Annotated in this window: 26 protein-coding genes; 13 read left to right on the top strand and 13 right to left on the bottom strand. The window is 70.1% G+C overall.

All coding sequences use genetic code 11. From position 1 onward, the window contains the following. On the bottom strand, nt 1-615 hold the full coding sequence (locus VES41_RS14495; protein WP_324818205.1) for a TRAP transporter small permease subunit: 615 nt from the start codon (nt 613-615) through the stop codon (nt 1-3). Nucleotides 616-807: 192 nt separating this feature from the next. On the opposite strand from VES41_RS14495, the gene VES41_RS14500 reads away from it, so the two are divergent. After that, nucleotides 808-2,112 carry an SUMF1/EgtB/PvdO family nonheme iron enzyme gene (locus VES41_RS14500; protein ID WP_324818207.1) on the top strand — a complete coding sequence of 435 codons (1,305 nt, stop codon included), beginning with the start codon at nt 808-810 and terminating at the stop codon, nt 2,110-2,112. A gap of 24 nt (nt 2,113-2,136) precedes the next feature. Here the strand turns inward: VES41_RS14500 and VES41_RS14505 are convergent, their stop codons facing one another. Continuing rightward, entirely contained in the window at nt 2,137-3,237 is a 1,101-nt protein-coding gene (locus VES41_RS14505) for a substrate-binding domain-containing protein (RefSeq protein WP_324818209.1), read from the bottom strand. Nucleotides 3,238-3,346: 109 nt separating this feature from the next. Between VES41_RS14505 and VES41_RS14510 the strand changes: the two genes are divergently transcribed. From VES41_RS14510 to VES41_RS14525, 4 genes are all read left to right on the top strand, one after another. Next, nucleotides 3,347-4,084, top strand: coding sequence for an ABC transporter permease (locus tag VES41_RS14510; protein ID WP_324818211.1), 738 nt, complete (start codon nt 3,347-3,349; stop codon nt 4,082-4,084). After that, nucleotides 4,081-4,785 (top strand): ATP-binding cassette domain-containing protein, encoded by a 705-nt coding sequence (locus tag VES41_RS14515; RefSeq protein WP_324818213.1) that lies wholly within the window; start codon nt 4,081-4,083, stop codon nt 4,783-4,785. The genes VES41_RS14510 and VES41_RS14515 overlap by 4 nt, the downstream gene beginning before the upstream one ends. Further along, a complete protein-coding gene (locus VES41_RS14520; RefSeq protein ID WP_324818215.1) occupies nt 4,782-5,651 on the top strand; it encodes a substrate-binding domain-containing protein in 870 nt (289 codons plus the stop codon). The genes VES41_RS14515 and VES41_RS14520 overlap by 4 nt, the downstream gene beginning before the upstream one ends. Nucleotides 5,652-5,788: 137 nt before the next feature. Further along, entirely contained in the window at nt 5,789-6,172 is a 384-nt protein-coding gene (locus tag VES41_RS14525) for a nuclear transport factor 2 family protein (RefSeq protein ID WP_324818217.1), read from the top strand. Nucleotides 6,173-6,202: 30 nt separating this feature from the next. Here the strand turns inward: VES41_RS14525 and VES41_RS14530 are convergent, their stop codons facing one another. Genes VES41_RS14530 through modA form a run of 3 tightly spaced genes read right to left on the bottom strand, consistent with a single transcriptional unit; the run spans nt 6,203 to nt 8,333 of the window. Beyond that, the gene (locus VES41_RS14530) at nt 6,203-6,892 is read right to left on the bottom strand and encodes an ABC transporter ATP-binding protein (RefSeq protein WP_324818220.1); all 690 of its coding nucleotides are present in this window, start codon (nt 6,890-6,892) and stop codon (nt 6,203-6,205) included. A 5-nt stretch (nt 6,893-6,897) separates the two neighbouring features. Beyond that, nucleotides 6,898-7,578 (bottom strand): molybdate ABC transporter permease subunit, encoded by a 681-nt coding sequence (modB, locus tag VES41_RS14535; protein ID WP_414719133.1) that lies wholly within the window; start codon nt 7,576-7,578, stop codon nt 6,898-6,900. A 2-nt stretch (nt 7,579-7,580) separates the two neighbouring features. Then, on the bottom strand, nt 7,581-8,333 hold the full coding sequence (modA, locus tag VES41_RS14540; RefSeq protein WP_324818222.1) for a molybdate ABC transporter substrate-binding protein: 753 nt from the start codon (nt 8,331-8,333) through the stop codon (nt 7,581-7,583). Between the two features lie 71 nt (nt 8,334-8,404). On the opposite strand from modA, the gene VES41_RS14545 reads away from it, so the two are divergent. After that, nucleotides 8,405-9,190 (top strand): TOBE domain-containing protein, encoded by a 786-nt coding sequence (locus tag VES41_RS14545; protein WP_324818225.1) that lies wholly within the window; start codon nt 8,405-8,407, stop codon nt 9,188-9,190. A gap of 3 nt (nt 9,191-9,193) precedes the next feature. Here VES41_RS14545 and VES41_RS14550 read toward each other — a convergent pair whose 3' ends face one another. Beyond that, nucleotides 9,194-10,333 carry a helix-turn-helix domain-containing protein gene (locus VES41_RS14550; protein ID WP_324818228.1) on the bottom strand — a complete coding sequence of 380 codons (1,140 nt, stop codon included), beginning with the start codon at nt 10,331-10,333 and terminating at the stop codon, nt 9,194-9,196. A gap of 206 nt (nt 10,334-10,539) precedes the next feature. Between VES41_RS14550 and VES41_RS14555 the strand changes: the two genes are divergently transcribed. From VES41_RS14555 to VES41_RS14585, 7 genes are read left to right on the top strand one after another with little or no spacing between them, the layout of a single operon-like run. After that, nucleotides 10,540-11,010 carry a (2Fe-2S)-binding protein gene (locus tag VES41_RS14555; protein ID WP_324818231.1) on the top strand — a complete coding sequence of 157 codons (471 nt, stop codon included), beginning with the start codon at nt 10,540-10,542 and terminating at the stop codon, nt 11,008-11,010. A gap of 31 nt (nt 11,011-11,041) precedes the next feature. Continuing rightward, nucleotides 11,042-13,426, top strand: a complete 2,385-nt coding sequence (locus VES41_RS14560; RefSeq protein ID WP_324818234.1) for a xanthine dehydrogenase family protein molybdopterin-binding subunit — start codon at nt 11,042-11,044, stop codon at nt 13,424-13,426. Between the two features lie 46 nt (nt 13,427-13,472). After that, nucleotides 13,473-14,264, top strand: coding sequence for a xanthine dehydrogenase family protein subunit M (locus VES41_RS14565; RefSeq protein WP_324818237.1), 792 nt, complete (start codon nt 13,473-13,475; stop codon nt 14,262-14,264). Nucleotides 14,265-14,274: 10 nt separating this feature from the next. Further along, complete coding sequence (locus tag VES41_RS14570) at nt 14,275-15,210, top strand: MoxR family ATPase (protein WP_324818240.1); 936 nt, start codon at nt 14,275-14,277, stop codon at nt 15,208-15,210. A gap of 36 nt (nt 15,211-15,246) precedes the next feature. Beyond that, entirely contained in the window at nt 15,247-16,500 is a 1,254-nt protein-coding gene (locus tag VES41_RS14575; RefSeq protein WP_414719135.1) for a vWA domain-containing protein, read from the top strand. Between the two features lie 41 nt (nt 16,501-16,541). Beyond that, nucleotides 16,542-17,093, top strand: coding sequence for a carbon monoxide dehydrogenase subunit G (locus VES41_RS14580; protein ID WP_324818244.1), 552 nt, complete (start codon nt 16,542-16,544; stop codon nt 17,091-17,093). Between the two features lie 33 nt (nt 17,094-17,126). Next, nucleotides 17,127-18,134: an XdhC family protein gene (locus VES41_RS14585; protein ID WP_324818246.1), complete on the top strand. Its 1,008-nt coding sequence runs from the start codon at nt 17,127-17,129 to the stop codon at nt 18,132-18,134. Nucleotides 18,135-18,175: 41 nt separating this feature from the next. Here VES41_RS14585 and VES41_RS14590 read toward each other — a convergent pair whose 3' ends face one another. Genes VES41_RS14590 through VES41_RS14620 form a run of 7 tightly spaced genes read right to left on the bottom strand, consistent with a single transcriptional unit; the run spans nt 18,176 to nt 25,257 of the window. After that, complete coding sequence (locus tag VES41_RS14590; RefSeq protein ID WP_324818249.1) at nt 18,176-19,087, bottom strand: LysR family transcriptional regulator; 912 nt, start codon at nt 19,085-19,087, stop codon at nt 18,176-18,178. 25 nt (nt 19,088-19,112) lie between these two features. Beyond that, on the bottom strand, nt 19,113-19,496 hold the full coding sequence (gene mnhG / locus VES41_RS14595) for a monovalent cation/H(+) antiporter subunit G (RefSeq protein ID WP_324818251.1): 384 nt from the start codon (nt 19,494-19,496) through the stop codon (nt 19,113-19,115). Beyond that, nucleotides 19,493-19,771 (bottom strand): K+/H+ antiporter subunit F, encoded by a 279-nt coding sequence (locus tag VES41_RS14600; RefSeq protein WP_324818253.1) that lies wholly within the window; start codon nt 19,769-19,771, stop codon nt 19,493-19,495. The genes mnhG and VES41_RS14600 overlap by 4 nt, the downstream gene beginning before the upstream one ends. After that, entirely contained in the window at nt 19,768-20,259 is a 492-nt protein-coding gene (locus VES41_RS14605; RefSeq protein WP_324818255.1) for a Na+/H+ antiporter subunit E, read from the bottom strand. The genes VES41_RS14600 and VES41_RS14605 overlap by 4 nt, the downstream gene beginning before the upstream one ends. After that, a complete protein-coding gene (locus VES41_RS14610) occupies nt 20,256-21,944 on the bottom strand; it encodes a monovalent cation/H+ antiporter subunit D (RefSeq protein ID WP_324818258.1) in 1,689 nt (562 codons plus the stop codon). The genes VES41_RS14605 and VES41_RS14610 overlap by 4 nt, the downstream gene beginning before the upstream one ends. Then, nucleotides 21,941-22,303, bottom strand: a complete 363-nt coding sequence (locus tag VES41_RS14615; RefSeq protein WP_324818261.1) for a Na+/H+ antiporter subunit C — start codon at nt 22,301-22,303, stop codon at nt 21,941-21,943. The genes VES41_RS14610 and VES41_RS14615 overlap by 4 nt, the downstream gene beginning before the upstream one ends. Continuing rightward, entirely contained in the window at nt 22,303-25,257 is a 2,955-nt protein-coding gene (locus tag VES41_RS14620; RefSeq protein WP_324818263.1) for a monovalent cation/H+ antiporter subunit A, read from the bottom strand. The genes VES41_RS14615 and VES41_RS14620 overlap by 1 nt, the downstream gene beginning before the upstream one ends. Nucleotides 25,258-25,357 lie beyond the last annotated feature (100 nt).

A 25,357-nucleotide genomic window follows, 5' to 3' on the forward strand; every position in this document is an offset into this window, starting at 1 on the left:
TCAGCGGTTCTGCGCCAGCGGCGAGGCGGGCGTGGCATCGGCGCGCAGCGCCAGTTCCTCGGCCAGTAGCTCTTCGGCGGACTTCTCGCCGCCCTTGATGGTCGGGTCCGGCCCCTCGCCACGCAGGAACGCGACGCGCTTGATCAGTTCGGACCAGCCCTGCAGCATCAGCAGCGTGATGCCGGCCGGCAGTGCCACCCACACCGGCCAGCGCACCAGGCCCCCGGTGTTGCCGGACATCTCGCCGGACTGGTATTTCTGAATGAGCTCCGGGATGCTGAAGTACAGGATGACCAGGCACATCGGCGTGAGGAAGAGCGCGAAGCCGAAGATGTCGATCCAGATCTGCTTGCGCTTGGACAGGCGGCTGCTGAGCACGTCGATGCGCACGTGCTCGCGGTGCAGCAGCGTCACGCCCGCGGCAATCAGGAAGGACCAGGCGAAGAGATACCACTGGATCTCGAGATAGGCATTGGAGCTGGTGTCGAAGATCTTCCGGACAACCGCGTTGATGGCACTGATCGCGGTGGACGCGAAGATGAGCCATATCGCGTATTTGCCCACCTGGGTATTGAGCCAGTCGATGGCGCGAGACAGGGAGAGTAGGAAACGCATGTCTGTTCCAGTTTTTTGAATGGATGCCCGTCCCGATGTCATCGACGAATAGGCGCGGCGCAGCGCGAGCCGCATCGTGAGCGGCCCGCGCGCGTGCGTTGGGCAACCGCGCATTTTATCTGGGCCAGGGCCGTCGACCCGGCGCCAGCGGCAGGTGTAATCCCTGAGAGACCCCCGTCGCCATAATCGCCCATGGCCGCAGACTCCGGATTTCCCGCCTCCCAGGCGCGCGCCGATGCGCTTCCGACTTCGATCGATTCGCCGGACATGCGGCGCGCCGGGCGCGACCTGTTGTCACTGGCGCTGATCGACGCGCGCAACCACACGCTGCACCTGCTCAACCTGTATGGCCAGGCCCTGGAAAAGGCGGGCCTGGAGGGCCTGCCGCAGGTGCCGCAGGTGGTGCCGCCGGGCTGGCTGGCCGGACACATCGGCTGGTTCGCCGAATGGTGGATCGCGCGCAACACGCAGCGGGCCTACGGCATCGCATGTCCGGTCCGGCCGACGCGGCTGGCCTCGATCGAGCCGCGCGCCGACGCCTGGTGGAACCCCGCCCAGCGGCCCGAAGCCCAGTACTGGGCGGCCGACCTGCCCGATCTGGACCTGACCCGGTCCTACCTGCTCGAAACGCTGGAATGCACGCTCGAGCTGCTGGAGCGGGCCGCGCCGACGGATGCCGGCCTGTACTTCTATCGCCTCGCGCTGTTCCACGAGGACCTGCGCGGCGAGCAGCTGGTGGTCATGGCGCAGACGCTGGGCTTGCCCATCGGCGCCGAACTGCCGCCGCCGGCGACCTCGCTGGCCCCCGTGCTGTTGCCGGCCACGCGCTGGCGCCTGGGCCTGGGCGATGCCGAAGGCTGCGGCTTTGCGTTCGCGCAGGAGTGCGGGAGCGAGCCCTTGTCGGTGCCCGAGTTCGAGATCGACGCGCAGCCGGTCACGTGGCAGCAGTTCGTCGAGTTCGTCGACGACGGCGGCTATGACCGGCAGGAATGCTGGTCGCCGCAAGGCTGGGCCTGGGTACAGGCGAACGGCCGGCGTGCGCCGCGCCATGTCGAGCAGATCGGAGCGGCGCGCGGGCACGGCGGCGGTGGATCGGTGCTTCAGCGCCGATTCGGGGCCACCGTGCGCGTATCGGGGCATCAGAGCGCCATGCACGTCAGCTGGTGGGAAGCCGATGCCTGGGCGCGCTGGGCCGGCCGGCGCCTGGCGACGGAGGCGGAGTGGGAGATCGCCGCGCTCGGCGCCGGGCGACGCGGCTTTCGATGGGGCGAGGTGCAGGAGTGGACGGCGGGCACCTTGCGTCCCTGGCCGGGCTTTCGCGCCGACCCATGGAGCGCCGGCTCCGAGTTCGAAGCGCAGCCGGCCTTCGGCCATGCCCGCGTGCTGCGTGGCGCCTCCTTTGCCACGCGGGCGCGCCTGCGGGCACCGCGCTGGCGCGGCTTCGCGCTGCCAGGGCGCGACGATTTCTTCGCCGGCTTCCGCACCTGCGCGCAATAGCGGGCAAGCAGGTGTGCGCGGGTCTCAGGCGCCCTTGGCGCTCTTGAAGGTCCACCAAGGCAGCAGCGCGCGAAGCGACTGCACCTGCCCGCTGTCGGCGCCTTCGTAGCCCACCAGCGTGCCCAGCTGGTGCCGCCAGGCCGCGCTGCGAAGGACTTTCAGCAACGCCTGCGTGGCCGGCTGGTCGAGATAGGAGCGCAGGCACACCAGGTGATAGCGCTCCTGCACCAGTGCAACGAAATCCAGCCCGGCGCCGCGCGCCGCCGATTCCAGCCCCAGTCCGGCGTCGGCCTGGCCCGCCCGGATGGCATGCGCCACGGCCGCATGCGACGGCTCGGCGCGGTCGTGACCATCGATGGCCTGTGGCGCCAGCCCGGCCTCGGCAAGCAGCTCCTCGTACAGGACGCGGGTGCCGGTGCCCAGACCCCGGTTGACGTAGCGCGCCCTGGTTCGGGCGACCGCGGCCAGCGAGTCCAGCCCCAGCGGATTGCCCGGCGCCACCATCAATCCTTGCGTGCGCCGTGCAAAACCGATCACCTTGTGCTGGCCCGGCTTGAGCAGCGGCTTGTAGGTGCGTTGCGACAGCGAACCGGCGGGCGGCCGCTCGCGCGTGTGGAAGCCGGCCATGACGCAGCGGCCCTGGTTCAAGGCCTGGATGGCATCCACGCTGCCGCTGAACTGGATGTCCAGATGCACCTGCGCCGTGGCCGCCGCGTGCGCGCGCAGCGCCACCAGCGCGTCGTCATGGCTGGCATGCAGGCTCAGCACATGGGTGCTGTCGTCGAAGGCGAGCGCGAACACGCGCTCCAGATCGGCATGCAGCGCCTCGATCTGCGCGGCCAGACGCGCCTGGGCCTGCCGCTCGGCCCACAGCAGCTTGTCGCCGAACTCCGACAACTGCGCCGCACGCCCGGCGTCGCCGGTCACCAGCCGATGGCCCAGCAGGCCTTCCCAGCGCTTGATCTCGCCCCAGACGTGCCGGTACGACAGGTCGAGCGCGCGCGCCGCACCGGAGATCGAGCCGCTGTCGCGCACGGCTTGCAGCAGTTCCATCAGCGCATTGCGGATGCGCCGCGAACCGGTGCCGCCGGCGGCAATGGCGTAGGAGAGTTCGATCTGTTGCACGCGCCGGATTATGGCCGGCGTGCCGGACCTATGAACTGCATTGCATAGGTAGTCAGTTGCATGGGTTACATACTCGCCACCTTTCGTTCGCCGCCATTCGACGATCGCAATGAACACGTTTTCCGAGAGTGCCCTGGCCGCCGGCCGGATGCTGGTGTCGGCCGACCCGGTCCTGTGGGCCATCGTGGGTCGCTCGCTCTGGGTGAGCGCCTGTTCCTGCGTGGCGGCCTGCGGTTTCGGCCTGCTGGCGGGCGCCTGGATCGGTGTCTCTCGCTTTCCCGGCCGGTCGGTGGTGCTGACGTTGCTCAACACCTTGCTGGCATTGCCCTCGGTGGTGGTCGGGCTGGTCGTCTACCTGCTGCTGTCGAATTCCGGGCCGCTCGGATTCCTCGGCTGGCTCTTTTCCTTCAAGGCCATGGTCATCGCGCAGGCGCTGCTGGTGCTGCCGGTGGTGACCGCCCTGACGCGGCAGGTGGTGGAGGATGCCGAGCGCGCCCATGGCGAGCAGTTGCGCTCGCTCGGCGCCACGCCGTTGCGGCGCGCGCTGCTGCTGATGTGGGACGAGCGCTATTCGCTCTTCACCGTCCTCATCGCGGCCTTCGGTCGCGCCGTGTCGGAAGTCGGCGCCGTGATGGTGGTGGGCGGCAACATCGACGGCTTCACCCGCGTCATGACCACCGCCATTGCGCTGGAGACCAGCAAGGGCGACCTGCCGCTGGCGCTGGCGCTCGGTGGGCTGCTGCTGCTGGTGGTGCTCGCGCTGAACCTGGCAATCGCGCTGCTGCGCGGCTGGCGCGAGCGCGTCGACGGCGCTGCCACGCCGGCCCTGGCCTCCAGGCTTGCATGACGCGCCGCAACGACACGCCGCTGTTTCGCCTGCACGACGCCGGCGTGCGCTTCGGCGACGTGCAGGCCCTGCGGGACGTCACGCTCGACATCCACGCGGGCGAGCGCGTCGCGCTGGTGGGCGCCAACGGCAGCGGCAAGAGCACGCTGCTGCGCCTGCTGCACGGGTTGCTGCCGGCGGCGCAGGGCAGCCTCACCAGCCTGGCGCCCGCGCGGACGCAGGCAATGCTGTTCCAGCGTCCGCACATGATCCGCGCCAGTGCGTTGTCGAACGTGGCGCTGGGCCTGTGGCTGCGCGGCATGCGCTGGCGCGACGCGAAGGCCCACGCGCTGGACGCGCTGGCACGGGTCGGCCTGGACCAGGTGGCCCGCCGCAACGCGCGCACGCTGTCGGGCGGCCAGCAGCAGCGCCTGGCGCTGGCGCGCGCCTGGGCCCTGTCGCCCGCCGTGCTGCTGCTGGACGAACCCACCGCCAGCCTGGATCCGCATGCCAAGCGCGACGTCGAGGCGCTGATCGGCGACGTGGCCGACGGGCGCACGCTGGTGTTCGCCAGCCACAACCTGGGCCAGGTCAAGCGCCTGGCCACCCGCGTGATCTACCTGGAATACGGCCGCGTGCTGGCCGACCTGCCGGTGCGCGACTTTTTTGAGGGGGCCTTGCCCAAGGAGGCCATGTTGTTCGTGAAAGGAGAACTCGCATGACGATGAAGACAATCCAATCGGCCTGGCGCGCGAAGCGCCGGGCTCCCGCGCTGCTTCTGGCTGGCGCATTGTTGGCGGTGCCGGCGCTGCAGGCCCGGGCCGAGACCATCACCATGGCCTCTACCACTTCGACCGAGCAGTCCGGGCTGTTCTCGGCGCTGCTGCCGGACTTCAAGAAGGCGACCGACATCGACGTCAAGGTGGTCGCCGTCGGCACCGGCCAGGCCATCGACATGGGCCGTCGTGGCGACGCGGACGTGCTGTTCGTGCACGACACCAAGGCAGAGGAAAAGTTCGTGGCCGACGGTTTCGCCACCCGGCGCGATCCGGTCATGTACAACGACTTCGTGCTGATCGGCCCCAAGGCCGACCCGGCCGGCGTCAAGGGCGGCGACATCGTGGCGGCGCTCAAGAAGATCGCCGCGGGCAATGCGGCCTTCGTCTCGCGCGGCGACAAGAGCGGCACCGATGCGGCCGAGCGGCGCCTGTGGGCGCAGACCGGCCTGGGCGGCGCGGGCGAGCCGTTGCCCAACGAGAAGAAGGGCTCGGGTTACAAGGAATGCGGCTGCGGCATGGGGCCGGCGCTCAACATCGCGGCGTCGAGCAACGCCTATGTTCTGTCCGACCGCGGCACCTGGCTGAGCTTCAAGAACAAGGCCGACCTGGCGGTGGTCGTCGAAGGCGACAAGCGCCTGTTCAACCAGTACGGCGTGATGGTGGTGAACCCGGCCAAGTTCCCGCAGCGCAACACGGCGGGTGCGCAGAAGTTCGTCGACTGGGTGATCTCGCCGGCGGGCCAGGCCAGCATCGCGGCCTACAAGATCGACGGCCAGCAATTGTTCTTCCCCAACGCCGGCAGCAAGTAGCGCCGGACGTCCTTTCCGTTTCGGGCCGCGCGGCTGCATGACCTGCGGGGTCATGGCCGCGCGGCTTGCATTTGGCGACCATGCGTCCACGCCTTCCAACCGGCAGGCGGTTCGAAACGCCAGGAAAGGACTTCATCATGAACACCGCAAATTCCATCGATGCCGGCCGCGTCGCCGCCGGCTACATTGCCTTGTGGAACGAGCCCGATCCGCAACGCCGCCTGTCGCTGCTCGACGCGGGCTGGACCGCCGACGCGCACTACGTCGACCCGCTTGCCCAGGCCAGCGGCCATGAAGGCATCAGCACGCTGATCGGCGCCGTGCAGTCCCGCTTTCCCGGCTTCCGGTTCAGGCTGCTCGGCCGTCCGGATGCGCACGGCGAGCACCTGCGGTTCTCGTGGACGCTCGGCCCCGAGGCGACGCACGACATGATCCAGGGCACCGACTTCGCCAGGCTGGCCGATGGCCGGTTGAGCGTGGTCACGGGCTTCCTGGACAAGGTGCCGGCGGCGGCTGCCTGACGCCGGGCGGCGCGCGCCGTCCGCGGCTTGTCAGGCCGGCGCCGGCGCGGTCGCGCTGCCGACCACGCGGCCGTGCTCGATGCGGATCACCGATTGCGCGAGCGCGCGCACGTCGGCCAGGTCGTGGCTGACCAGCAGGGTCGGCATCTGCACGCGGTCGAGCATCTGCGCCAGTTCGTCGCGCAGGCGGGTGCGCAATTCGGGGTCGAGTGCGGACAAGGGTTCGTCGAGCAACAACAGGCGCGGCTGCGGCGCCAGGGCGCGGGCCAGCGCCACGCGCTGGCGCTGGCCGCCCGACAGGTGGCGCGGCAGCGCTTTGCGTACTCCGTCCAGGCCGAACTGCGCCAGCAGCGCGTCGACCCGTTCCTGCGCCTGGGCCGGCAGCGGCCGCCCCAGCCGGCGCAGGCCGTACTGCAGGTTCTGCTCGACGCTCAGATGCGGGAACAACGCGTAGTCCTGGAACACCAGGCCCACACGCCGCTCGCGCGCCGGCAGGTCGATGCCGCGTGCGCTGTCGAGCAAGGTGGTGCCGTCCACGCGCACGTGGCCGTGCACGCCGGGCAGCAATCCGGCAATGGCCTGAAGCACGGTCGACTTGCCGGCGCCGGAAGGGCCGAGCAGGGCAGTGCGCGCGCTGCTCGACCGCAGCGCCACGTCAACCTCGAAACGCCGGTCGGGCGAGTTCAGCGCCAGGGCCACCTGGATGTCGATGGTGCTCATCGCGCTCATCCCTGTCGGTGTCGCAGCAGCCGGTTGGCCATGACCAGCAGCAGGATGCACAGCGCCGAGACGATCAGCGTGAGCGTCAGCGCCAGCGGGTCGTCGCCGGCCTGCACCGCGCTGTAGATCGCGACCGAGAGCGTCTGGGTGCGGCCGGGCAGGTTGCCCGCCACCATCAGCGTCGCGCCGAACTCGCCCATGCAGCGGGCGAAGGTCAATGCCAGCCCGGCGCCGATGCCGCGCCGCGCCAGCGGCAGCGACAGGCGCCAGAACACCTCGCGCTCGCTCGACCCCAGCGTGCGGGCGGCCTGCGCGAAGCGCGGATCGACGTCCTCGAACGCGGCGCGCGCAGCCTTGTAGACCAGCGGAAAGCCCACCACGGTGGACGCGAGCACCGCGCCTTGCCAGGTGAACAGCAGGCGGATGCCGAACACGGCCTCGAGCCAGGGGCCCAGCGGGCCATTGCGACCGACCAGCACGATCAGGTAGTAGCCCAGCACGGTGGGCGGCAAGACCATCGGCAGCACCAGCACCGCGTCGAGAACGTCCTGGCCGGCAAAGCGGCGCCGCGCCATCCAGTGCCCCATGCCGATGCCGAACACGCCGGCGATCAGCGTGGCCAGCAGCGCCACCTGCAGCGTCAGCAGGAGCGGCTGCAGCATGGCCGGCGTCAGCGGACCGGGCATGTTCAGGGCGACGAGAATCCGAACCGCTGCAGGATCGCCTGGCCCTGCGCGCCGCGCACGAAGGCGACGAAGCTGGCACCGGCGGCGGCGTTGCGGCTGCCCGCCACCTGGGCGATCGGGTAGCTTACCGGCGCGGTCGTCGGCACGGTGAACGCGATGCGGACCTTGTCGGGTTCGATCAGTGCGTCGGTACGGTAGACGAAGCCGGCATCGACCTCGCCGCGCGCCACGTAGTTGAGCACCTGGCGCACGCTTTCCCCGAAGATCCAGCGCGCCTGCAGCGCGTCCGCCAGGCCGGCGTGGGCGACGGCATCGGCGGTGTACTTGCCGGCGGGCACCGACGCCGGGGTTCCGGCCGCGATGCGTGCGAACGCCGGGTCCGCCAGGTCGGCCAGGCTTTGCGGCTTGTGCGCGCTGGCGGCCGGCAACACAGCCACCAGGGTATTGCGGGCGAAGTCGGCGCGCGAGCCCGCGGCCAGCACCTTCGCTGCGGCTGCGCGGTCCATGGTGGCCTGGTCGGCGGAGGCGAAGACGTCCACCGGCGCGCCCTGCTGCAACTGCGACAGCAGCGCGCCCGAGGCCGCGAAGTTGAATGTCACCTTCTGGCCGGGGTGTGCCGTCTCGTAGGCCTTGCCGACCGCCTGGAAGGCCTGCGTCAGGCTGGCAGCGGCCGAGACCACCAGCTCCTGCGCATGCGCGGGCAGGCTCAAGGCCAGGGCGGCCAGGGGTGCAAGAAGCAGGCGCGGGATTTTCATGCAGGATCCTTTCGCTATTCATGAATGGAATAGCGCAAGTGTAGCGCCCGGCCCGCCTCACAATCGCGTCCATGGTTCAACCTCGCTACAGCGACGCTCTCGGCCACAGCCTGAGCGACAAGCGCATCGACATCCTGCGCGGCATCGGGCGCACCGGCAGCATCTCGCAGGCCGCGCGCGATGCGGCGGTGAGCTACAAGGCCGCCTGGCAGGCCATCGACACGCTGAGCAACCTGGCCGGGGTGGCGCTGGTCGAGCGCGCCGTCGGCGGTGCAGGCGGCGGCGGTGCGCGGCTGACCGCGCAGGGGAGCGAGCTGTTGGCGCTGGCCGACGAGCTGGAAGCGGCGCGGCGGCAGGTCCATGCGCGGCGCGCCGGCGCAGGTTCTGCCGCGGGCTCCGCGGCGGCGCTCGGCCATGCCCTGGCCGGGCTGTTCGGCCTGGCGCTGCGCACCAGCATGCGCAATCAGCTGCCGGCGCGCGTGCTGTCGCTCGAAGGCAGCGGCCACATCGTGCGGGTTGCGCTGGCGGTCGGCGAGGGCCGCATGGCGGCCCGCATCACCCGCGAGAGTGCCCAGTTGCTCGGGCTGGCGCCGGACATGCCGGTGATTGCGCTGTGCAAGGCCACCGCGGTACGGGTGATCCGCGACGGCGCCGGCGCGCCAGCCAGCCAGGGCAACTGGCTGGCCGGCAGCGTGAGCCGGGTGGCGCGCGGCGACAGCGGCGACGAGGTGAGCATGTCGCTGGCCCCGGGCCTGCAACTGGTGGGCTTCGCCGAGGGTGCCAGCGGCTTGCGAACCCGCCAGCGCGTGACGGCGGCGGTCGACGAATCTGCCGTCGTGGTGGCGCTGGGCGCCTGAGCGTCAGGCCGGCGGCGTCCGCCGCGTGTGCCACAGCTTCCGGTAGACGGTCGCCCGGCTGATGCCCAAGGCGCGCGCGGCCTGGGCCACGTTGCCGCGCGCCTCATCCACGGCGCGCCGGATCATCTCGCCCTCCATTTCGCGCAGGCGGGGCTTGACGCCTTCGGCGCCGGGCGCGGGCGCGCCACGGCCGCCGTGCTGCACGCGGGCACGCACGCGCAGGCCGGACCACAGCGGCACCTCGATCGACACGTCATCGCGCCGGGCTGCGTCGAACAGCATCGACAAGGGCAGGGCGAACAGATCGCCCGCATGCAGCGGCCCCTGTCCGCCCAGCAGCGGGCGATGCAGCATCTGGCGCGCGCAGGCGTTGCTGCCGGTCACGTAGCCCTGCGGGTCCAGGCCGAGCAGACCCATGGCCTCGGGGCCGACGCTGTAGCCCGGCCAGGCCAGATGCACGAGCAGGGCGCAGGCATGCTGCTGAACCAGTGTGTTCTCGATGGCGCGTGCGGACATGGACGCCAGGTGGACCAGTTCCGGCCGCTCCTGCTCGTTCACCCCGGTCAGGTCGAGCATGCCCACGCAGTCGCCTTGAGGGCTGAACAACGGAGCGCCGGCGCAGCTGTAGACGCCGGTGGCGTCGAAGAAGTGCTCGCCGCGATGCAGCCACACCGGCTGCTGGTCGGCCAGCGCGGCACCGATGGCGGATGTGCCGACCGCCGGCTCGGACAGGTCGACGCCGATGCGCGCCAGGTCGAGCGCGCGCCGCTCCTTGTTCTCGCTCAGGCTGGGCATGCTGCCCACCTCGACCACCACGCCCCGGGCGTCGGTCAGGATCGGGAAGTAGCGGGTATCGGCCAGGGCGCGCGAGAGGTGCGCCAGCACCGGGCGCGCCGCCATCACCAGTTGCCGGTTGCGCTCGGACACCTCGCTCAACCGCGCGCGGGAAACCGGCTCGAAGCTGACCGCCTGGTGCGGGCGCTGGCCGGCCTCCAGGCAACGTCGCCAGGATCGCGTGATCCACGGCTCGATCGGCGCGGCCGATGTGCCGCGCGGGCGCTCGCCGTCGATCCATTCGCGGCGCGCTTGTGCGATGAGTGCGCCGCGCTCTTCGCGCGGCGTGGGCAGGACGGAGGTGAGCATTTGCTTTGAAGGAGGCCGGGCGGCACGTCGTCAGGGGCGGGTTGCGACGCCGCGAACGCCGGGCGCCGTGTCCGCACGCCCATGTTTCATTTTGAGAATTTCCGGTTGGGGCTGCAATCCGTCTAGGGTTTTGCCTAGCACCTGCCAAGAGTACCGCGTCCAATATGCCTTCGCCCATCAGCCATCCCCCTCATGGAGAGAGCCACATGCAGGTATCCCTGAAAGTCAACGGTCAGGCGACCACGGTCGACGCCCCCCCCAACACGCTGCTGGTCCAGGCCATTCGCGAGCACCTTCGCCTCACCGGCACGCACGTGGGTTGCGACACGGCCCAGTGCGGCGCCTGTACCGTGCACGTGAACGGCCGGGCCGTGAAGTCCTGCAACATGCTGCTGGCGCAGGCCGAGGGCGCCGAGGTCACCACCATCGAAGGCATCGCCGCCCAGGACGGCACGCTGCATCCGATGCAGGCGGCCTTCAAGGAGTGCCATGGCCTGCAGTGCGGCTTCTGCACGCCGGGCATGGTCATGAGTGCCATCGACCTGTGCAAGACCCACCCCGGCGCGAGCGAAGCCGAGGTGCGCGAGCTGCTCGACGGCAACCTGTGCCGCTGCACCGGCTACCAGAACATCGTCAAGGCGGTGATGCTGGGCGGCAAGAACATGGCTTCGGCCTGAAGCGCCCAGGCGCGGCACAAGGAGACAGCAAATGGGTGCATCCGATTTCGCCAGCCTGCCGCACATCGGCGAGGCCTACAAGCGCAAGGAAGACTACCGGTTCGTCACCGGCAGCGGGCAGTACACCGCCGACGTGGTGCTGGAGCGGCAGGCGCATGCCGTGTTCGTGCGCTCGCCCCACGCGCACGCCAGGATCAATTCGGTGGATGTCGCCGCCGCCCGGGCCATGCCGGGCGTGATCGGCGTGTTCTCCGGCAAGGACATCGAGGGCAAGATGGGCGGGCTGCCTTGCGGCTGGCTGATCAACAACCCCGACGGCACGCCCATGAAGGAGCCGCCGCACCCGATCCTGGCCATCTCCAAGGCACGCTACGTGGGCGACCACGTCGCGATGGTGGTGGCCGAGACGCTGGAGCAGGCGCGCGACGCGGCCGAGGCCGTGCAGGTCGACTACGAAGTGCTGCCGGCGCTGGTCAGTGTCGCTGACGCCGCGAAGAAGCAGGGCACCATCACCCTTCATGACGAGGCACCGGACAACCAGTGCTACAAGTGGGCGCTGGGCGACAAGGCGGCTGTGGACGCCGCCTTCGCCGGCGCCGCCCACGTCACCCGGCTCGACCTGGTCAACAACCGGCTGGTGCCCAATGCCATCGAGCCGCGCGTGGCCGTGGCCAGCTACAGCCGGGCGACCGAGGACTACGTGCTCTACGTGGCCAACCAGAATCCGCACGTCGAGCGGCTGCTGATGACCGCCTTCGTGCTGGGCCTGCCCGAGCACAAGGTGCGCGTGATCGCGCCGGACGTGGGCGGCGGCTTCGGCTCGAAGATCTTCCTGTACGCGGAAGACGTGGCGCTCACCTGGGCCAGCAAGCAGCTCAACCGCAACATCAAGTGGGTGGCGGACCGGTCCGAGGCATTCCTGTCGGATGCGCACGGCCGCGACCACGTCAGCCACGCCGAGATGGCGATGGACAAGGACGGCAAGTTCCTGGCGCTGCGCGTGCACACCGACGCCAATCTCGGGGCCTACCTGTCGACCTTCTCCACTGCAGTGCCGACCATCCTGTACGCCACCCTGCTGGCCGGCCAGTACACCACGCCGCAGATCTACGTCGAAGTCGATGCCTGGTTCACCAACACCGCGCCGGTGGACGCCTACCGCGGCGCTGGCCGGCCCGAGGCCACCTACCTGCTGGAGCGGCTGGTGACGCGCTGCGCGTGGGACATGAAGCTCGGCCAGGACGAGATCCGCAAGCGCAATTTCATCACCCAGTTCCCCTACCAGACGCCGGTGGCGCTGCAGTACGACACGGGCGACTTCCACGCCGTAATGGACAAGGCCCGCGCGCTCGCCGAGGTCGACAGCTTCGCAGCGCGAAAGGCCGAGAGCGAGAAGAACGGCAAGCTGCGCGGGATCGGCTACTCCAGCTACATCGAGGCCTGCGGACTCGCGCCTTCGAACATCGCCGGTGCCCTGGGCGCGCGCGCCGGCCTGTTCGAGTGCGGCGAGATCCGGGTGCATCCCACCGGCAGCGTGACCGTGTTCACCGGCTCGCACAGCCATGGGCAAGGGCACGAGACCACCTTCGCGCAGGTGGTGGCGGCGCGCCTGGGCATTCCGGTCGAGAACGTCGACGTGGTGCACGGCGACACCGGCCGCGTGCCCTTCGGCATGGGCACCTACGGATCGCGTTCGATCTCGGTGGGCGGCGCCGCCATCATGAAGGCGCTGGACAAGATCGAGACCAAGGCCAAGAAGATTGCGGCGCACCTGATGGAGGCGAGCGACGCCGACGTCGACTTCGCCAACGGCGAGTTCAGCGTCAAGGGCACCGACAAGAAGATCCCCTTCGGCCAGGTGGCGTTGACGGCCTACGTGCCGCACAACTACCCGCTCGACAAGCTCGAGCCCGGCCTGAACGAGACCGCGTTCTACGACCCGACCAACTTCACCTTCCCCGGGGGCACCTACATCTGCGAGGTGGAGGTGGACACCGCCACCGGCGAGGTCAAGGTCGACCGGTTCACCGCGGTGGACGACTTCGGCACCCTCATCAATCCGATGATCGTGGAGGGGCAGGTGCAGGGCGGCATCGTGCAGGGCATCGGCCAGGCGCTGCTGGAGAACTGCGTGTACGACAACGAGAGCGGTCAGTTGCTCACCGGCAGCTTCATGGACTACGCCATGCCGCGCGCCCGCGACTTCCCGCAGTTCAAGCTCGACACGGTCTGCACGCCGTGCACGCACAATCCGCTGGGCACCAAGGGCTGCGGCGAGGCCGGCGCGATCGGGTCGCCGCCGGCGGTGATCAATGCCGTGCTCGACGCGCTGGCGCCGCTGGGCGTGCGCGACATCGACATGCCCGTCACGCCCAACCGCGTCTGGGACGCGCTGCACGGCGCCGGCAAGGCCTGAACCCGGCCCTTGCCCGGGCTCGCACATTTCGCGTTGAGGACACACCATGTACGCATTCACCTACGAACGTCCCGCCTCCCTGGCCGATGCCGTCAAGCTGGCGGGTGCCGGCGGCAAGCCGCTGGCGGGCGGCCAGACGCTGCTGGCATCCATGAAGCTGCGCCTGTCGGCGCCCGAGCAACTGGTGGACCTGGGGGCCGTCAAGGAGCTCACCGGCATCCGCCGGGAGGGTGACCGGCTCGTCATTGGCGCGATGTCGCGCCATGCCGAGGTGGCCACCCACGCGGACGTCAAGGACGCCTTTCCGGCGCTGGCCTGGCTGGCCGCGCACATCGGCGACCGGCAGGTGCGGGCCATGGGCACCATCGGCGGGTCCCTGGCCAACAACGACCCGGCAGCCTGCTATCCGAGCGCGGTGCTTGCCACCGGCGCCACGGTGGTGACCAGCAAGCGCGAGATCGCGGCCGACGACTTCTTCCAGGGCCTGTTCGCCACGGCGCTGGACGAGGACGAGCTGATCACTGCCGTGCGGTTCCCGGTGCCCAGGCAGGCGGCCTACGAAAAGCTGATCCAGCGCGCCTCCCACTTCCCGCTGGTCGGCGTGTTCGTCGCGAAGTACGACAGCGGCGTACGCGTGGCGGTCACCGGCGCGGGCAATGGCGTCTTCCGCCATGCGGGCCTGGAGGAGGCGTTCACGAAAAGCTTCACGCCCCAGGCTGCCAGCGGCGTGAAGATCGACGCGGCCGACCTCAACAGCGACCTGCATGGCTCGGCCGCCTACCGTGCCCACCTGATCGGTGTCCTGGCGCAGCGTGCAGTGGCAAAGGCCATCGGCTAACCTCCGGCAAATGACCGCCACGCCTGACACCGCCGCATCCTTGTCTTCGATCGACGCGGTGGGGCAGGCGCTCCAGGGGGTCGGCTACTTTGCCGACCGGCGCCTGGCCACGGCAGTGTTCCTGGCGCTGCGCCTGCAGCGGCCGTTGCTGCTCGAGGGCGAGCCCGGCGTCGGCAAGACCGAACTGGCCAAGGCGTTGGCCCACGCCCTGGGGCGGCAGATGTTGCGGCTGCAGTGCTACGACGGGCTCGAGCAGCGCGAGGCGCTGTACGAATGGAACTACGCGGCGCAACTGCTGCACATGCGCGCGGCCGAGGCGCAGGGCGCGGCCACCGACGTCGAATCCGAGGTCTACCAGCCCCGCTACCTGGTGCGGCGGCCGCTCCTGCAGGCGCTGGAGACCCCGCCGCCGGGCGCGGTGCTGCTGATCGACGAGGTCGATCGCGCGGACGAGCCGTTCGAGGCCTTCCTGCTCGAATACCTGGGCGAGTACCAGGTCAGCATTCCCGAGCTCGGCACGATCAGCGCCTTCGCGCCGCCGGTCACCATCCTGACCAGTAACCGGACGCGCGACCTGAACGATGCCGTCAAGCGACGTTGTCTCTACCACTGGCTCGACTACCCGGAGCGCGAGCGCGAGCTGGCCATCGTGCGGGCCCAGGTGCCGCAGGCGGGCGAGCAACTGTCGCAGCAGGTGGCCGACTTCGTCGCCCGCCTGCGCGGCCTGCCCCAGCCCAGCGCGTTCCAGCGCGTGCCCGGCATCGCCGAAAGCGTGGAATGGGCGCGCGCGCTGGTGGCGCTGGACACGCTGGCGCTCGACCCCGAAGTGGTCGTCGACACCGCAGGCATCCTGTTCAAGCAGCGCGACGACGTCGCCGCGCTGACGCAAACCCTGGCCGACGAGTTGCTGCAGCCGCCCGCCGCGCCAGTCGCCGGCAGTGCCTGACCGGCGCCCGACGGTGCGTCTGGCAGTCTTCATCCCATGCATTCGCCCGACAAGCCGGCCGACGCAGCGCCCCATGCTGCACCGGGCGCGGCGCGCGTGCAGCAGCTGGGCGATGCCCGGCGCGGCAAGATGGCCGGCAACATCGCGGCATTCGGGCGGGCGTTGCGCCGGGCCGGTGTGCGCACCGACGCGGCCCGCATCGCCCTGGCGACTCAGGCCGCCATGCTGGTGAGTGTCGAGCGCAAGCTGGACCTCGGCGCCGCGATCGAGGCGGTGATGGTCAGTCGCGAGCAGGACCGTCTGGTCTTTCGCGAATTGTTCGACGCCTGGTTCCAGGACCCCGACCTGGCGCACAAGATGCTCGCGCAGATGCTGCCCAGCGCCGAAGGCAAGCCGCAGCCCGCGCGCCGGCGCCCGCGCGTGCGCGAGGCACTGATGGCGCCGCGCGTGCCGGCGCCCGACAAGCCGGGCGAACAGGAAGTGCAGTTCGACGCCGCCATGACGGCCAGCGAGCGGCAACGCCTGCACCATGCCGACTTCAATGCCCTGGGCGCCTCCGAATACCGCCTGGTGGAGCGCCTGGCGCGAGACATCGCGCTGCCGGTGCCCACGCTGCCGGCTCGCCGCATGCGCGCCGCCGCCGGCCTGCCCCACTCGCGCATGCATTGGGCCGGGGTCCTGCACGAAGCCGGTCGCACGGGTGGCGAGCTGGTGCGGCTGCCGCGGCTGTCGCGGCGCGAGCAGCCGTTGCCTCTGTTGGTGCTGGTGGATGTCTCCGGTTCGATGGAGCGCTACGCGCGCCTGCTGCTGGCGTTCCTGCATGCCGCCACGCGCCGGGCCGGTCGGCGCGACGTGTTTGCCTTCGGCACCCACCTGACCGACCTCACGCCCGCGTTCCGCCTGGCCGACACCGACGAGATGCTGCTGCGCGCGGGCGCCGCCATCGACGACTTTGCCGGCGGCACCCGCCTGGGCGAATCGCTGGCGCAGCTGCGCCTGCAGCATGCGCGGCGCCTGACCGGGCGCCGCACGCTGGTGCTGCTGGTCAGCGACGGACTGGACACCGGCGAGCCGCGGCAGCTGGAGGACGAGTTGCAATGGCTCCATCGGCATGCGCGCCGGGTGCTGTGGCTCAATCCGCTGCTGCGCTTCGCTGGCTATTCACCCCTGGCGCGTGGGGCGGCGATGCTGCACCGCCATGCAGACGCGATGCTGGCGGTCCACAATCTCGATGCGCTCGAGCAACTCGCGCGCAGCCTGGCTGCACTGATGCGCAGCGCGCGCCGCTGAGAACGGCGGCGGCTCCTCCCACGAACAAGCGAGAAACCACCATGGACATGCAAGGCACAAGGCAACTCGGCATTTCCCAGCAACAGGCTTGGGAAGCCCTGAACGACCCCGAGGTGCTGAAGAAATGCCTGCCCGGCTGCGACCGGTTCGAGAGCACGGGCGAAGGCCAGTACGCCGTGGCGATGGCCGTGAAGGTGGGGCCCGTGTCGGCCAAGTTCACCGGCAAGGTGCTGCTCAGCGACATCCAGCCGCCGTCGAGCTACACCTTGTCGTTCGAAGGGCAGGGCGGGGTGGCCGGCTTCGGCAAGGGGGCCTCCAGCGTCAACCTCACGCCCAACGATGCAGGCTGCGAGCTGGGCTACACGGTGCAGGCGCAGGTGGGCGGCAAGATCGCCCAGCTCGGGCAGCGGCTGATCGACGGCGCCGCCAAGTCGATCGCGGACGACTTCTTCAAGCGCTTCGACAACGAGATGCAGCAGCGCCAGGTGCCGGCGGTGCCGGCTGCCGAAGACGCGGCGGGCGAAGACGGCGCGCCGGCCGACGCCTCCAAGCCGGGCTGGCTGTCGCGCCTGGGCATCGGCCGCAAGGACTGACAAGCTTCGAACGCGACACGGAAGGTTGACGACATGGAAAATCTCGACGTCATGGTGCTGCGGACCCTGCGCGACTGGCGCCTGGCCGGCGAGCGCGCCATGCTGGCGACGGTCGTGCGCACCTGGGGTTCGTCGCCGCGGCCGGTCGGCTCGATCATGGCGCTGGCCGAGAAGGGCGCGGTGGTTGGGTCGGTGTCGGGCGGCTGCATCGAGGACGACCTGATCGCCCGCTACACACGGGCGCATGGGGCGGCGCAGGCCATGCCCGAGGGCACGCCGGCCTTCGTCAAGTACGGCATCACTGCCGACGAGGCGCATCGTTTCGGATTGCCGTGCGGCGGTACGCTGGAGCTGCTGCTGGAGTGGGACCCGGACACCGCATCGCTGCAGGCGCTGGTGTCGCAGCTCGAGCAGGGCCAGCTCATGCAGCGCACCGTGCGACTGGCCGATGGCAGCGTGAGCCTGGCGCCCGCGCAGTCGCCCGCGGCGCTGGTGCTGAACGACCGTGACCTGGTCAACACCTTCGGCCCCGAGTACCGCATGCTGCTCATCGGCGCCGGCCAGATCACCGAGTACCTGGCCACCATGGCCCGGTTCTCCGGCTTTGCCGTCACGGTGTGCGACCCGCGCGCCGAATACCGCACGGCCAGCGACCTGCCTGGCGTGACGCTGAGCACCGAGATGCCCGATGACGCCGTGCTGGCCTTCCGGCCGGACCGGCGCAGCTGTGTGGTCGCGCTCACGCACGATCCCAAGCTGGACGACCTGGCGCTGCTCGAGGCGCTGGGCACGGATGCCTTCTACGTCGGCGCCATCGGGTCGCGCCGCAACGCGCAGGCGCGGCGCGAACGCATGATCGAGCACTTCGAGCAGACCGAGCAGTCGCTCGCGCGGTTGCGCGGGCCGATCGGCATCTACATCGGCAGCAAGACGCCGCCCGAGATCGCGGTCAGCGTGATGGCCGAGATTTTGGCGGTCAAGAACGCGGTGCAGCTGCCGCCGGAGATCGAGGTCGCCCGGGCCAAGTCCAGCCTGGAGTGACCGGCCCGGCACGGGCTGCCGCGCCGCGGGCGCGGGAGACTTCAGGCCAACGCCTCGCCCTGCTCGACGAAGTGGCCGATGAAGGCCACGAAGCTCTGCGCCGCCGGCGACAGCGACCGCGTGCGCGTGCTGTAGATGCAGACTTCCCGATAGAACACCGGCGCCACCAGCGGGCGCAGGGTCAGGCCGTGACCGCGCGCGAGTGGGGCGGCGTACGAGGGAACGGCGGTCACGCCGAGCCCGGCCGCGACCAGTCCCAACGCGGTGGTCATGTATGACACCAGGTGCACCGACGCGATCGCCGGCACGCCGGCGGCCGCCAGTTCGGGTTGCAGGCGTTGCATGAAGTCCAGCGTGGGCGCGATGAACGGCAGGCCGGCCAGTTCCTGCCACCGGACCTGGCGCCGCCGTGCGAGCGCATGGTCCGGCGGACAGACCAGATGGTGCCGGTCCCGCAGCAGCGCGCGGCGCGTCAGCTCGGGCATTGCCGCATCGTCGGCGACATCCGGACCGATGGCCAGTTCGACCTCGGCCGACAGCACCCGCGCCTGCATCTGCTCGGGCAGGGTGTCCACCAGGCGCACCTCGACATCCGGGAACTGCGCGCGATAGGCGGCGATCACGCGCGGCATCAGCGTGCAGGCCATCATCTGCGGGGCGGCCACGCGCAGCAGGCCGCGCTTCTTGTCGCGCAGCTCGCCCACGCTCAGTACCGCGTCCTCCAGTTCGCGCAGCACGCGCTGGGCGTACGGCAGGAAGTCGCGCCCGGCGTCGGACAGTTCCACGCGGCGCGTGTTGCGGTCGAGCAGGCGCACGCCGAGTTCGGCCTCGAGCTCGCGAATCAGCACGCTGACGGCCGCCTGCGTCAGGTGTATCTGGCGCGCCGCCTCGGTGAAGCTGCCGCAGGCGGCGACCGCGGCGAAGGCGCGCAACTGGCGCAGGCTGAGGTTCATGGCTCCCCGGGGCCGGGCAACGTGCTCAGCGCCCGCGTGGAGGGCTGGCGGGCCCGGCGCCCGTGACGTGCGCCTCGGGCCCGGGGCCGCCGCGCGTGCGGAACAGTGCGGCGCGCATCAGGAAGATGGTGGTGACCGGCGCCGTCAGCGCCACGAAGACCGCTATGAGCACCGCGTGCAGGAACAGGCTGTTGCCCTGCACCGAAAAGTACGTGATGGTGGCCAGCATCATCGACCACACACCGACCGTGGCGCCCAGGGTCGGCGCGTGGATGCGCCGGAAGAACGTGGGCAGTCGCACCAGCCCGAACGAGCCGATGGCCGCGAAGGCCGCGCCCACCACCACCAGCAGCGCGGTGACCAGCTCGGCCCACAGCGGCAGCGGCCCGAAGATGAAGTCGTCGGTCACTCGATGACCTCGCCGCGCAGCAGGAACTTGGCCAGTGCCGTGGAGCCGACGAAGCCGAACAGCGCGATCAGCATCGCCGCCTCGAAGTACACGGCGCTGGCGTAGTTGATGCCCAGCACCAGCATCATCAGCATGCCGTTGATGTAGAGGCAGTCGAGCGCCATGATGCGGTCCTGCGCGGCCGGCCCGATCAGCAGGCGCGCCAGCGAACACAGCATGGCCACGGCCAGCAGGAACAGCGCCACCTTCAGCGCCCAGAAGAGCACGGGGGTCATGATTCGAAGATCTCCATCAAGGGCCTCTCGTAGCGCGTCTTCACCATCTCGATGAAGGCCACGTCGTCGGTCAGGTCGAACATGTGCACGCTCAGCTGGCTGCCGTCGCGCGAGAGTTCGGCCCACGCGGTGCCGGGGGTCAGGCAGAAGATCATGGCAAGCACCGCCAGCCCGTTTGGATCGCGCATGTCCAGAGGAACCTGCACGAAATGCGAGTTGATGTCGCGGGTTCGGCGCGTGAGCAGAAGGCGCGAGACGTCGCGCGCGGAAACCAGCAGGTCGTGAAGCACCAGGCCGGTCAGGCGAAGCGCCATCAGGGGCCGGCGCGCGGCCACGTGCGCCGGGCGCAGGCTGCGCGTGAGCAAGGGCACGCCCACCGCGAGCAGCGCTGCCAGCAGCAGCGTACCGGCATGCAGCGACTGGTTGAGCAGCACCCACACGACGAACAGCGCGAGCGAGAGCGTGGGCGACGGCAACCAGCGCTTCATGGCTTCACCTCGATGGCGCTGTCCAGCGCCGGGCGCTGCCGGGCGTTCATCACTGCCTCGCGATAGGCGAAAGGATTGCGCAGGTCCTTCGCGGTGGCGCCGGCATGCGACATCGCCTGGCCGGCTCCGATGGTCAGCGCCAGGCTGGCGCCAAGCAGCATCAGCACCGGAAACACCTCGACCGCGCGCAGCGCCGGCTTGCCACCGTCGGGCGCCGTCCAGAAATGGCGGATGCCGGCGCGGCTGAAGGCCACCAGCATGAAGAAACCGGCCACCAGCATGAGTGCCAGGAAGATCCAGCCCGATGGGTAGACGGCCGGCGCCGCCAGCAGGGCGGACAACATGGCGAACTTTCCGATGAACCCGGACAGCGGCGGCAGGCCGGCCAGCAGCACCGCGCTGGTGAGGAACGCCAGGCCGAGAAACGCCACGCCTGCCGGGATCGCGCGGCCGTAGAGCGCCTGTTCGTCGTCGTCCAGGTTGACGTCGTCCATGGGGCGAAGGTCTTCCGCCAGGAAAGGCGCCGCGTCGGCCGACTCGTAGGCGGCAATGCTGGCGCCCGCGTTGCGCCAGCGCTCGAGCATGTCGATCAGCAGGAAGAACGCCGCCGCGGCCAGCGTGGAACTGAGCATGTAGTACAGCGCGCCGGCCCAGATGCCGGGCTGGCCCAGGCCGATCGCGGCGAGCAGGGTGCCGGCCGAGATCAGCACGCTGAAGCCGGCCAGGTGGGACAGGCGCTGCGTGCCGATCAGGCCCAGCGCCGCGGTGAACAGCGTCGCCAGGCCGAAGGCGGTAAGGACATATTCGCCGAAGCCGTCGGGCGCAAAGAACAGCGACCACAGGCGCAGCACCGTGTAGATGCCCAGCTTGGTCAGCAGCGTGAACACCGCACCCACGGGCGACACCGCCGCGCTGTAGGCGGGCACCAGCCAGAAGTTGAGCGGCCAGGCGCCGGCTTTGGCGAAGAAGGCAACGCCCAGGATGGCGCCGGCCGCCCGCACAAGGCCGCGGTCGCCCGGGCCGAGTTCGGCGATCCGGGTGCTCAGGTCGGCCATGTTGAGGGTGCCGGTCACGCCGTACATGAGCGCCGCGCCGACCAGGAACAGCGCCGACGCCGCCAGGTTGATGGCCACGTAGTGCAGCCCCGCGCGCACCCGATGCTTGCCCGAGCCGTGCAGAAGGAGCCCGTACGAGGCCGCGAGCATGACCTCGAAGAAGACGAACAGGTTGAACAGGTCGCCGGTGAGGAAGGCGCCGTTGAGCCCCATGAGCTGCAACTGCAGCAGCGGATGGAAGTGCACGCCGGCCCGGTCCCAGCGCGAGGTGGAGTAGATGGAGGCGGCGAACGCCACCACGCCGGTGAGCGCCACCATCATGCTGGACAGCCGGTCGGCGACCAGGACGATGCCGAAGGGCGCCGGCCAGTTGCCCGGAAGGTAGACGCCGACCGAGCCGGGGCCGGTGCCGGTGGCCGGGGCGTTGACCCAGCGCAGCAGCGCCAGCGCGACGAGCAGGCCGGCCAGGCCGGACACGACGCTGAGCACCGACTTGAGCCTGCGGTGCCGCTCCTCGAGCATCAGCATGAGCGCCGCCGTGAGCAGCGGCAGCAGGATCGGCGCCGCAATCAGGTGCGGCATGGTGGCCTCGAGGAGGCGGTCGAGCAGTGCCGACAGCTGCGCGATCATCGCTCGTCGTCCTCGCCGTCGGGGCCGTCTTCGCCGTCCACGTGGTCGGTGCCGTGCAAGCCGCGCGAGGCCAGCATGATGACCAGGAAGAGGGCGGTCATGGCAAAGCCGATCACGATCGCCGTGAGCACCAGCGCCTGCGGCATCGGGTCCGCCGTGTTGGCCAGTGTCGCGTTGATCCCCTGGATCAGGACGGGCTCGCTGTCCACCTTCAGCCGCCCCATGCTGAAGATGAACATGTTGACCGCGTAGGACAGCAGCGTCAGGCCGATGATCACCTGGAACGTGCGGGGCCGCAGCAGCAGGTACACGCCGGAAGCGGTGAGCACGCCGATGGCAATGGCGAGCACGGCCTGCATCAGGCGGGCCCTCCCTGTGCCGCTGTCTCCGCCTGGGCCGCCGCTTCGCGCTCGGCGCGTTCGACCTGCTCCTCGGCCCAGCGGTGGCTGCGGATCGACTGGTGGGCCAGCGCGGTCAGGATCAGCATGGTCGAGCCGAGCACCAGCGAGAAAACGCCCAGGTCGAAGAAAAGGGCGCTGGGCACGTGGACTTCGCCGATCACCGGCAGGTCGAGGTGTGCCGTGTGCGTGGTCATGAAGGGAAAGTCCAGCACGATGGCGCCGCCGCCCGTGGCGATGGCCAGCAGCAGGCCGACGGCGATCCAGCGGCGCGGGAAGATGCGCAGGTGCTCTTCGACCCACTCGGCGCCGGACACGATGTACTGCAGCAGCAGCGCGACGGACATCACCAGCCCGGCGACGAAGCCGCCGCCGGGCTGGTTGTGTCCGCGCATGAAGAAGTAGACCGACACCAGCACCGACAGCGGCAGCAAAAGGCGCACCAGCACCGCCGGCACCATGAGGTAGCCCACGGCGGTGTCGCGGGCCAGCCGAGGGCTGACCAGGTCGGTGATGCCGTCGTCCTGCCCGGCGAGCTGTTGGGGCGGCAGGGCCATCGACTCGGCCGCAGGACGGAAGCGGCGCAGCAGGGCGTAGACCGTCAGCGCGACCACGCCCAGCACGCAGATCTCGCCGAACGTGTCGAAGCCGCGGAAGTCCACCAGCATCACGTTGACCACATTGGTGCCGCCGCCTTGCGTCAGAGCGTGCTCCAGGAAGAAGCCCGAGATGCTCTGGGGGAACGGGCGGGACATGACCGTCCATGCCAGCGCCGCCATGCCGGTGCCGGCAGCCAGTGCGATCACCAGGTCGCGCACGCGGCGCCCCAGGCGCCGCCAGGCCGGACCGACCGGCGGCGCAGTCTGCCGCCGCAGCGGCAGCCAGCGCAGGCCGAGCAGGATCAGCACCGTGGTGACGGTCTCTGCGATGAGCTGCGTCAAGGCCAGGTCCGGCGCCGAGAACCAGATGAAGGTGACGCAGCAGACCAGGCCCGCGCCCGACGTGAGCATCACTGCCGCAAGCCGGTGGAACTTGGCCTGCAGCGCCGCCGCCACCGCGCAGGTGCAGCCGATCAGCCACAGCATGGCGAACATGGGCGAGAAGGGCAGCGCGCCGCCTTTCTCGCCGTAGCTCGGCAGGAAGTACAGCGCGGCGACCGGGCCGGCCACGGCCAGCACCGCCATGAGCATGAGCTGCGCCTGCAGTCGCCGCGTGCCGAGCAGCCGGCGGCCGTGCCGGCCGGCCTGGCTCAATCGGGCCAGCGAATTCTCGAAGATGCGCTGGCCGTCGAAGCGGTGCAGCAGCGGTGTCTGTGTCAGACGCCCGCGCGCGCGCAGGGCGCGCTGGGCGAGATACATCAGCGTGCCGCCGATCAGGGCGACGACGCTCATCGCCAGCGGCACGTTCAGCCCGTGCCAGATCGCCAGCGTGTAGTACGGAAGCGTGCCGCCGACGACAGGTGCAGCAGCAGCGGCCAACAGCGGGCGAACCGACCAGGCCGGCGCGGTGCCCACTACCAGACACAGCAGCACCAGCACCTCGACGGGCACGCGCATCCAGTGGGGCGGCTCGTGCGGCGGCCGCGGCACCTGGCCGTCGCAGGGCGGCCCGAAGAATACGTCGACCACCAGCCGCAGCGAGTAGGCCACGCTGAACATGCCGGCCAGCGTGGCCGCCAGCGGCAGGCCCAGCTCGACCCAGCGCGAGGCCTGCACGAACACGGTTTCCGCGAAGAACATCTCCTTGGACAGAAAGCCGTTGAGCAACGGCACGCCCGCCATCGCGGCGCTGGCGATGATCGCCAGCGTGGCGGTGATCGGCATCGCCCGCGCGAGGCCGCTGAGCTTGTCGATGTCCCGCGTGCCGGTCTCGTGGTCGATGATGCCGGCGGCCATGAACAGCGAGGCCTTGAACGTTGCATGGTTCATCACGTGGAACACCGCGGCGACCGCGGCCAGGTCGCTGTTGAGCCCCAGCAGCAGCACGATCAGCCCGAGATGCGATAACGTCGAATACGCCAGGAGCGCCTTGAGGTCGCGCTGGAACATGGCCGCGAAGCCGCCCAGCAGCAGCGTGGCGAGGCCGGCGCCGCTGACCGCCCAGAACCAGGCTTCGGTACCCGACAGTGCCGGCCACAGGCGGGCCAGCAGGAACACGCCGAGCTTCACCATGGTGGCCGAGTGCAGGTAGGCCGACACCGGCGTCGGGGCCGCCATCGCGCGCGGCAGCCAGAAATGGAACGGAAACTGCGCGCTCTTGGTGAAGGCGCCCAGCAGCACCAGCGCCAGCGCCGGCAGGTAGAGCGCGTCGGCTCGGATCTTGTAGCCGGCGCCGAGCACTGCGTCGAGGTCGTAGCTGCCGACGATGCGCCCGATCAGGAGCACGCCGCCCAGAAGGCAGAGGCCGCCGGCGCCGGTCACCGTGAGCGCCATGCGCGCGCCGCGGCGCGCGTCGCGCCGATGGTGCCAATAGCCGATCAGCAGGAACGAGAACAGGCTGGTGAGTTCCCAGAACACCACCAGCTGGATGAGGTTGCCGGAGAGCACCACGCCCAGCATCGAACCCATGAACGCCAGGAAGAAGCTGAAGAAGCGCGGAACCGGGTCCGACGCCGACATGTAGTAGCGCGCATAGAGCACGACCAGCGCGCCGATGCCCAGCACCAGCACCGAGAACAGCCAGGCGAATCCGTCGAGGCGCAGGTGCAGTCCCAGGCCGAGCGCGGGCACCCAGTCGAACCGCACGTCGATCACCTGGCCGGCCGACACGGCGGGAAAGAGCCATGCCATCTGTATCGTGAGGCCCAGCGCCACCAACCCTGCCAGCGTCGACTCGCGATTGCGCGCGTCGTGCGGCATCAGCGCCGCCAGCACGCTGGCGACGAAGGGAAGGACTATGGTGAGGACCAGCGGCATCGCGACCGATTCTATCGATCGCCCTGCGCACCGATGACCCGCGCCGCGCAGGTTTCCAGGGCTTTTCCCGGCGACCGGTGAACGCCGCTGCCGCCGAAGC

It is taken from the genome of Variovorax sp. (assembly GCF_035634955.1).
In the GTDB taxonomy this organism is placed as follows: domain Bacteria; phylum Pseudomonadota; class Gammaproteobacteria; order Burkholderiales; family Burkholderiaceae_C; genus Variovorax.

Bases quoted from the DNA above. Each gene is read 5' to 3' on its own strand.
- VES41_RS14495 (WP_324818205.1), bottom strand. From the start codon at position 615: ATGCGTTTCCTACTCTCCCTGTCTCGCGCCATCGACTGGCTCAATACC.
- VES41_RS14500 (WP_324818207.1), top strand. From the start codon at position 808: ATGGCCGCAGACTCCGGATTTCCCGCCTCCCAGGCGCGCGCCGATGCG.
- VES41_RS14510 (WP_324818211.1), top strand. From the start codon at position 3,347: ATGAACACGTTTTCCGAGAGTGCCCTGGCCGCCGGCCGGATGCTGGTG.
- VES41_RS14515 (WP_324818213.1), top strand. From the start codon at position 4,081: ATGACGCGCCGCAACGACACGCCGCTGTTTCGCCTGCACGACGCCGGC.
- VES41_RS14520 (WP_324818215.1), top strand. From the start codon at position 4,782: ATGACGATGAAGACAATCCAATCGGCCTGGCGCGCGAAGCGCCGGGCT.
- VES41_RS14525 (WP_324818217.1), top strand. From the start codon at position 5,789: ATGAACACCGCAAATTCCATCGATGCCGGCCGCGTCGCCGCCGGCTAC.
- VES41_RS14530 (WP_324818220.1), bottom strand. From the start codon at position 6,892: ATGAGCACCATCGACATCCAGGTGGCCCTGGCGCTGAACTCGCCCGAC.
- modB (WP_414719133.1), bottom strand. From the start codon at position 7,578: ATGCCCGGTCCGCTGACGCCGGCCATGCTGCAGCCGCTCCTGCTGACG.
- modA (WP_324818222.1), bottom strand. From the start codon at position 8,333: ATGAAAATCCCGCGCCTGCTTCTTGCACCCCTGGCCGCCCTGGCCTTG.
- VES41_RS14545 (WP_324818225.1), top strand. From the start codon at position 8,405: ATGGTTCAACCTCGCTACAGCGACGCTCTCGGCCACAGCCTGAGCGAC.
- VES41_RS14550 (WP_324818228.1), bottom strand. From the start codon at position 10,333: ATGCTCACCTCCGTCCTGCCCACGCCGCGCGAAGAGCGCGGCGCACTC.
- VES41_RS14555 (WP_324818231.1), top strand. From the start codon at position 10,540: ATGCAGGTATCCCTGAAAGTCAACGGTCAGGCGACCACGGTCGACGCC.
- VES41_RS14560 (WP_324818234.1), top strand. From the start codon at position 11,042: ATGGGTGCATCCGATTTCGCCAGCCTGCCGCACATCGGCGAGGCCTAC.
- VES41_RS14565 (WP_324818237.1), top strand. From the start codon at position 13,473: ATGTACGCATTCACCTACGAACGTCCCGCCTCCCTGGCCGATGCCGTC.
- VES41_RS14570 (WP_324818240.1), top strand. From the start codon at position 14,275: ATGACCGCCACGCCTGACACCGCCGCATCCTTGTCTTCGATCGACGCG.
- VES41_RS14575 (WP_414719135.1), top strand. From the start codon at position 15,247: ATGCATTCGCCCGACAAGCCGGCCGACGCAGCGCCCCATGCTGCACCG.
- VES41_RS14580 (WP_324818244.1), top strand. From the start codon at position 16,542: ATGGACATGCAAGGCACAAGGCAACTCGGCATTTCCCAGCAACAGGCT.
- VES41_RS14585 (WP_324818246.1), top strand. From the start codon at position 17,127: ATGGAAAATCTCGACGTCATGGTGCTGCGGACCCTGCGCGACTGGCGC.
- VES41_RS14590 (WP_324818249.1), bottom strand. From the start codon at position 19,087: ATGAACCTCAGCCTGCGCCAGTTGCGCGCCTTCGCCGCGGTCGCCGCC.
- VES41_RS14600 (WP_324818253.1), bottom strand. From the start codon at position 19,771: ATGACCCCCGTGCTCTTCTGGGCGCTGAAGGTGGCGCTGTTCCTGCTG.
- VES41_RS14605 (WP_324818255.1), bottom strand. From the start codon at position 20,259: ATGAAGCGCTGGTTGCCGTCGCCCACGCTCTCGCTCGCGCTGTTCGTC.
- VES41_RS14610 (WP_324818258.1), bottom strand. From the start codon at position 21,944: ATGATCGCGCAGCTGTCGGCACTGCTCGACCGCCTCCTCGAGGCCACC.
- VES41_RS14615 (WP_324818261.1), bottom strand. From the start codon at position 22,303: ATGCAGGCCGTGCTCGCCATTGCCATCGGCGTGCTCACCGCTTCCGGC.
- VES41_RS14620 (WP_324818263.1), bottom strand. From the start codon at position 25,257: ATGCCGCTGGTCCTCACCATAGTCCTTCCCTTCGTCGCCAGCGTGCTG.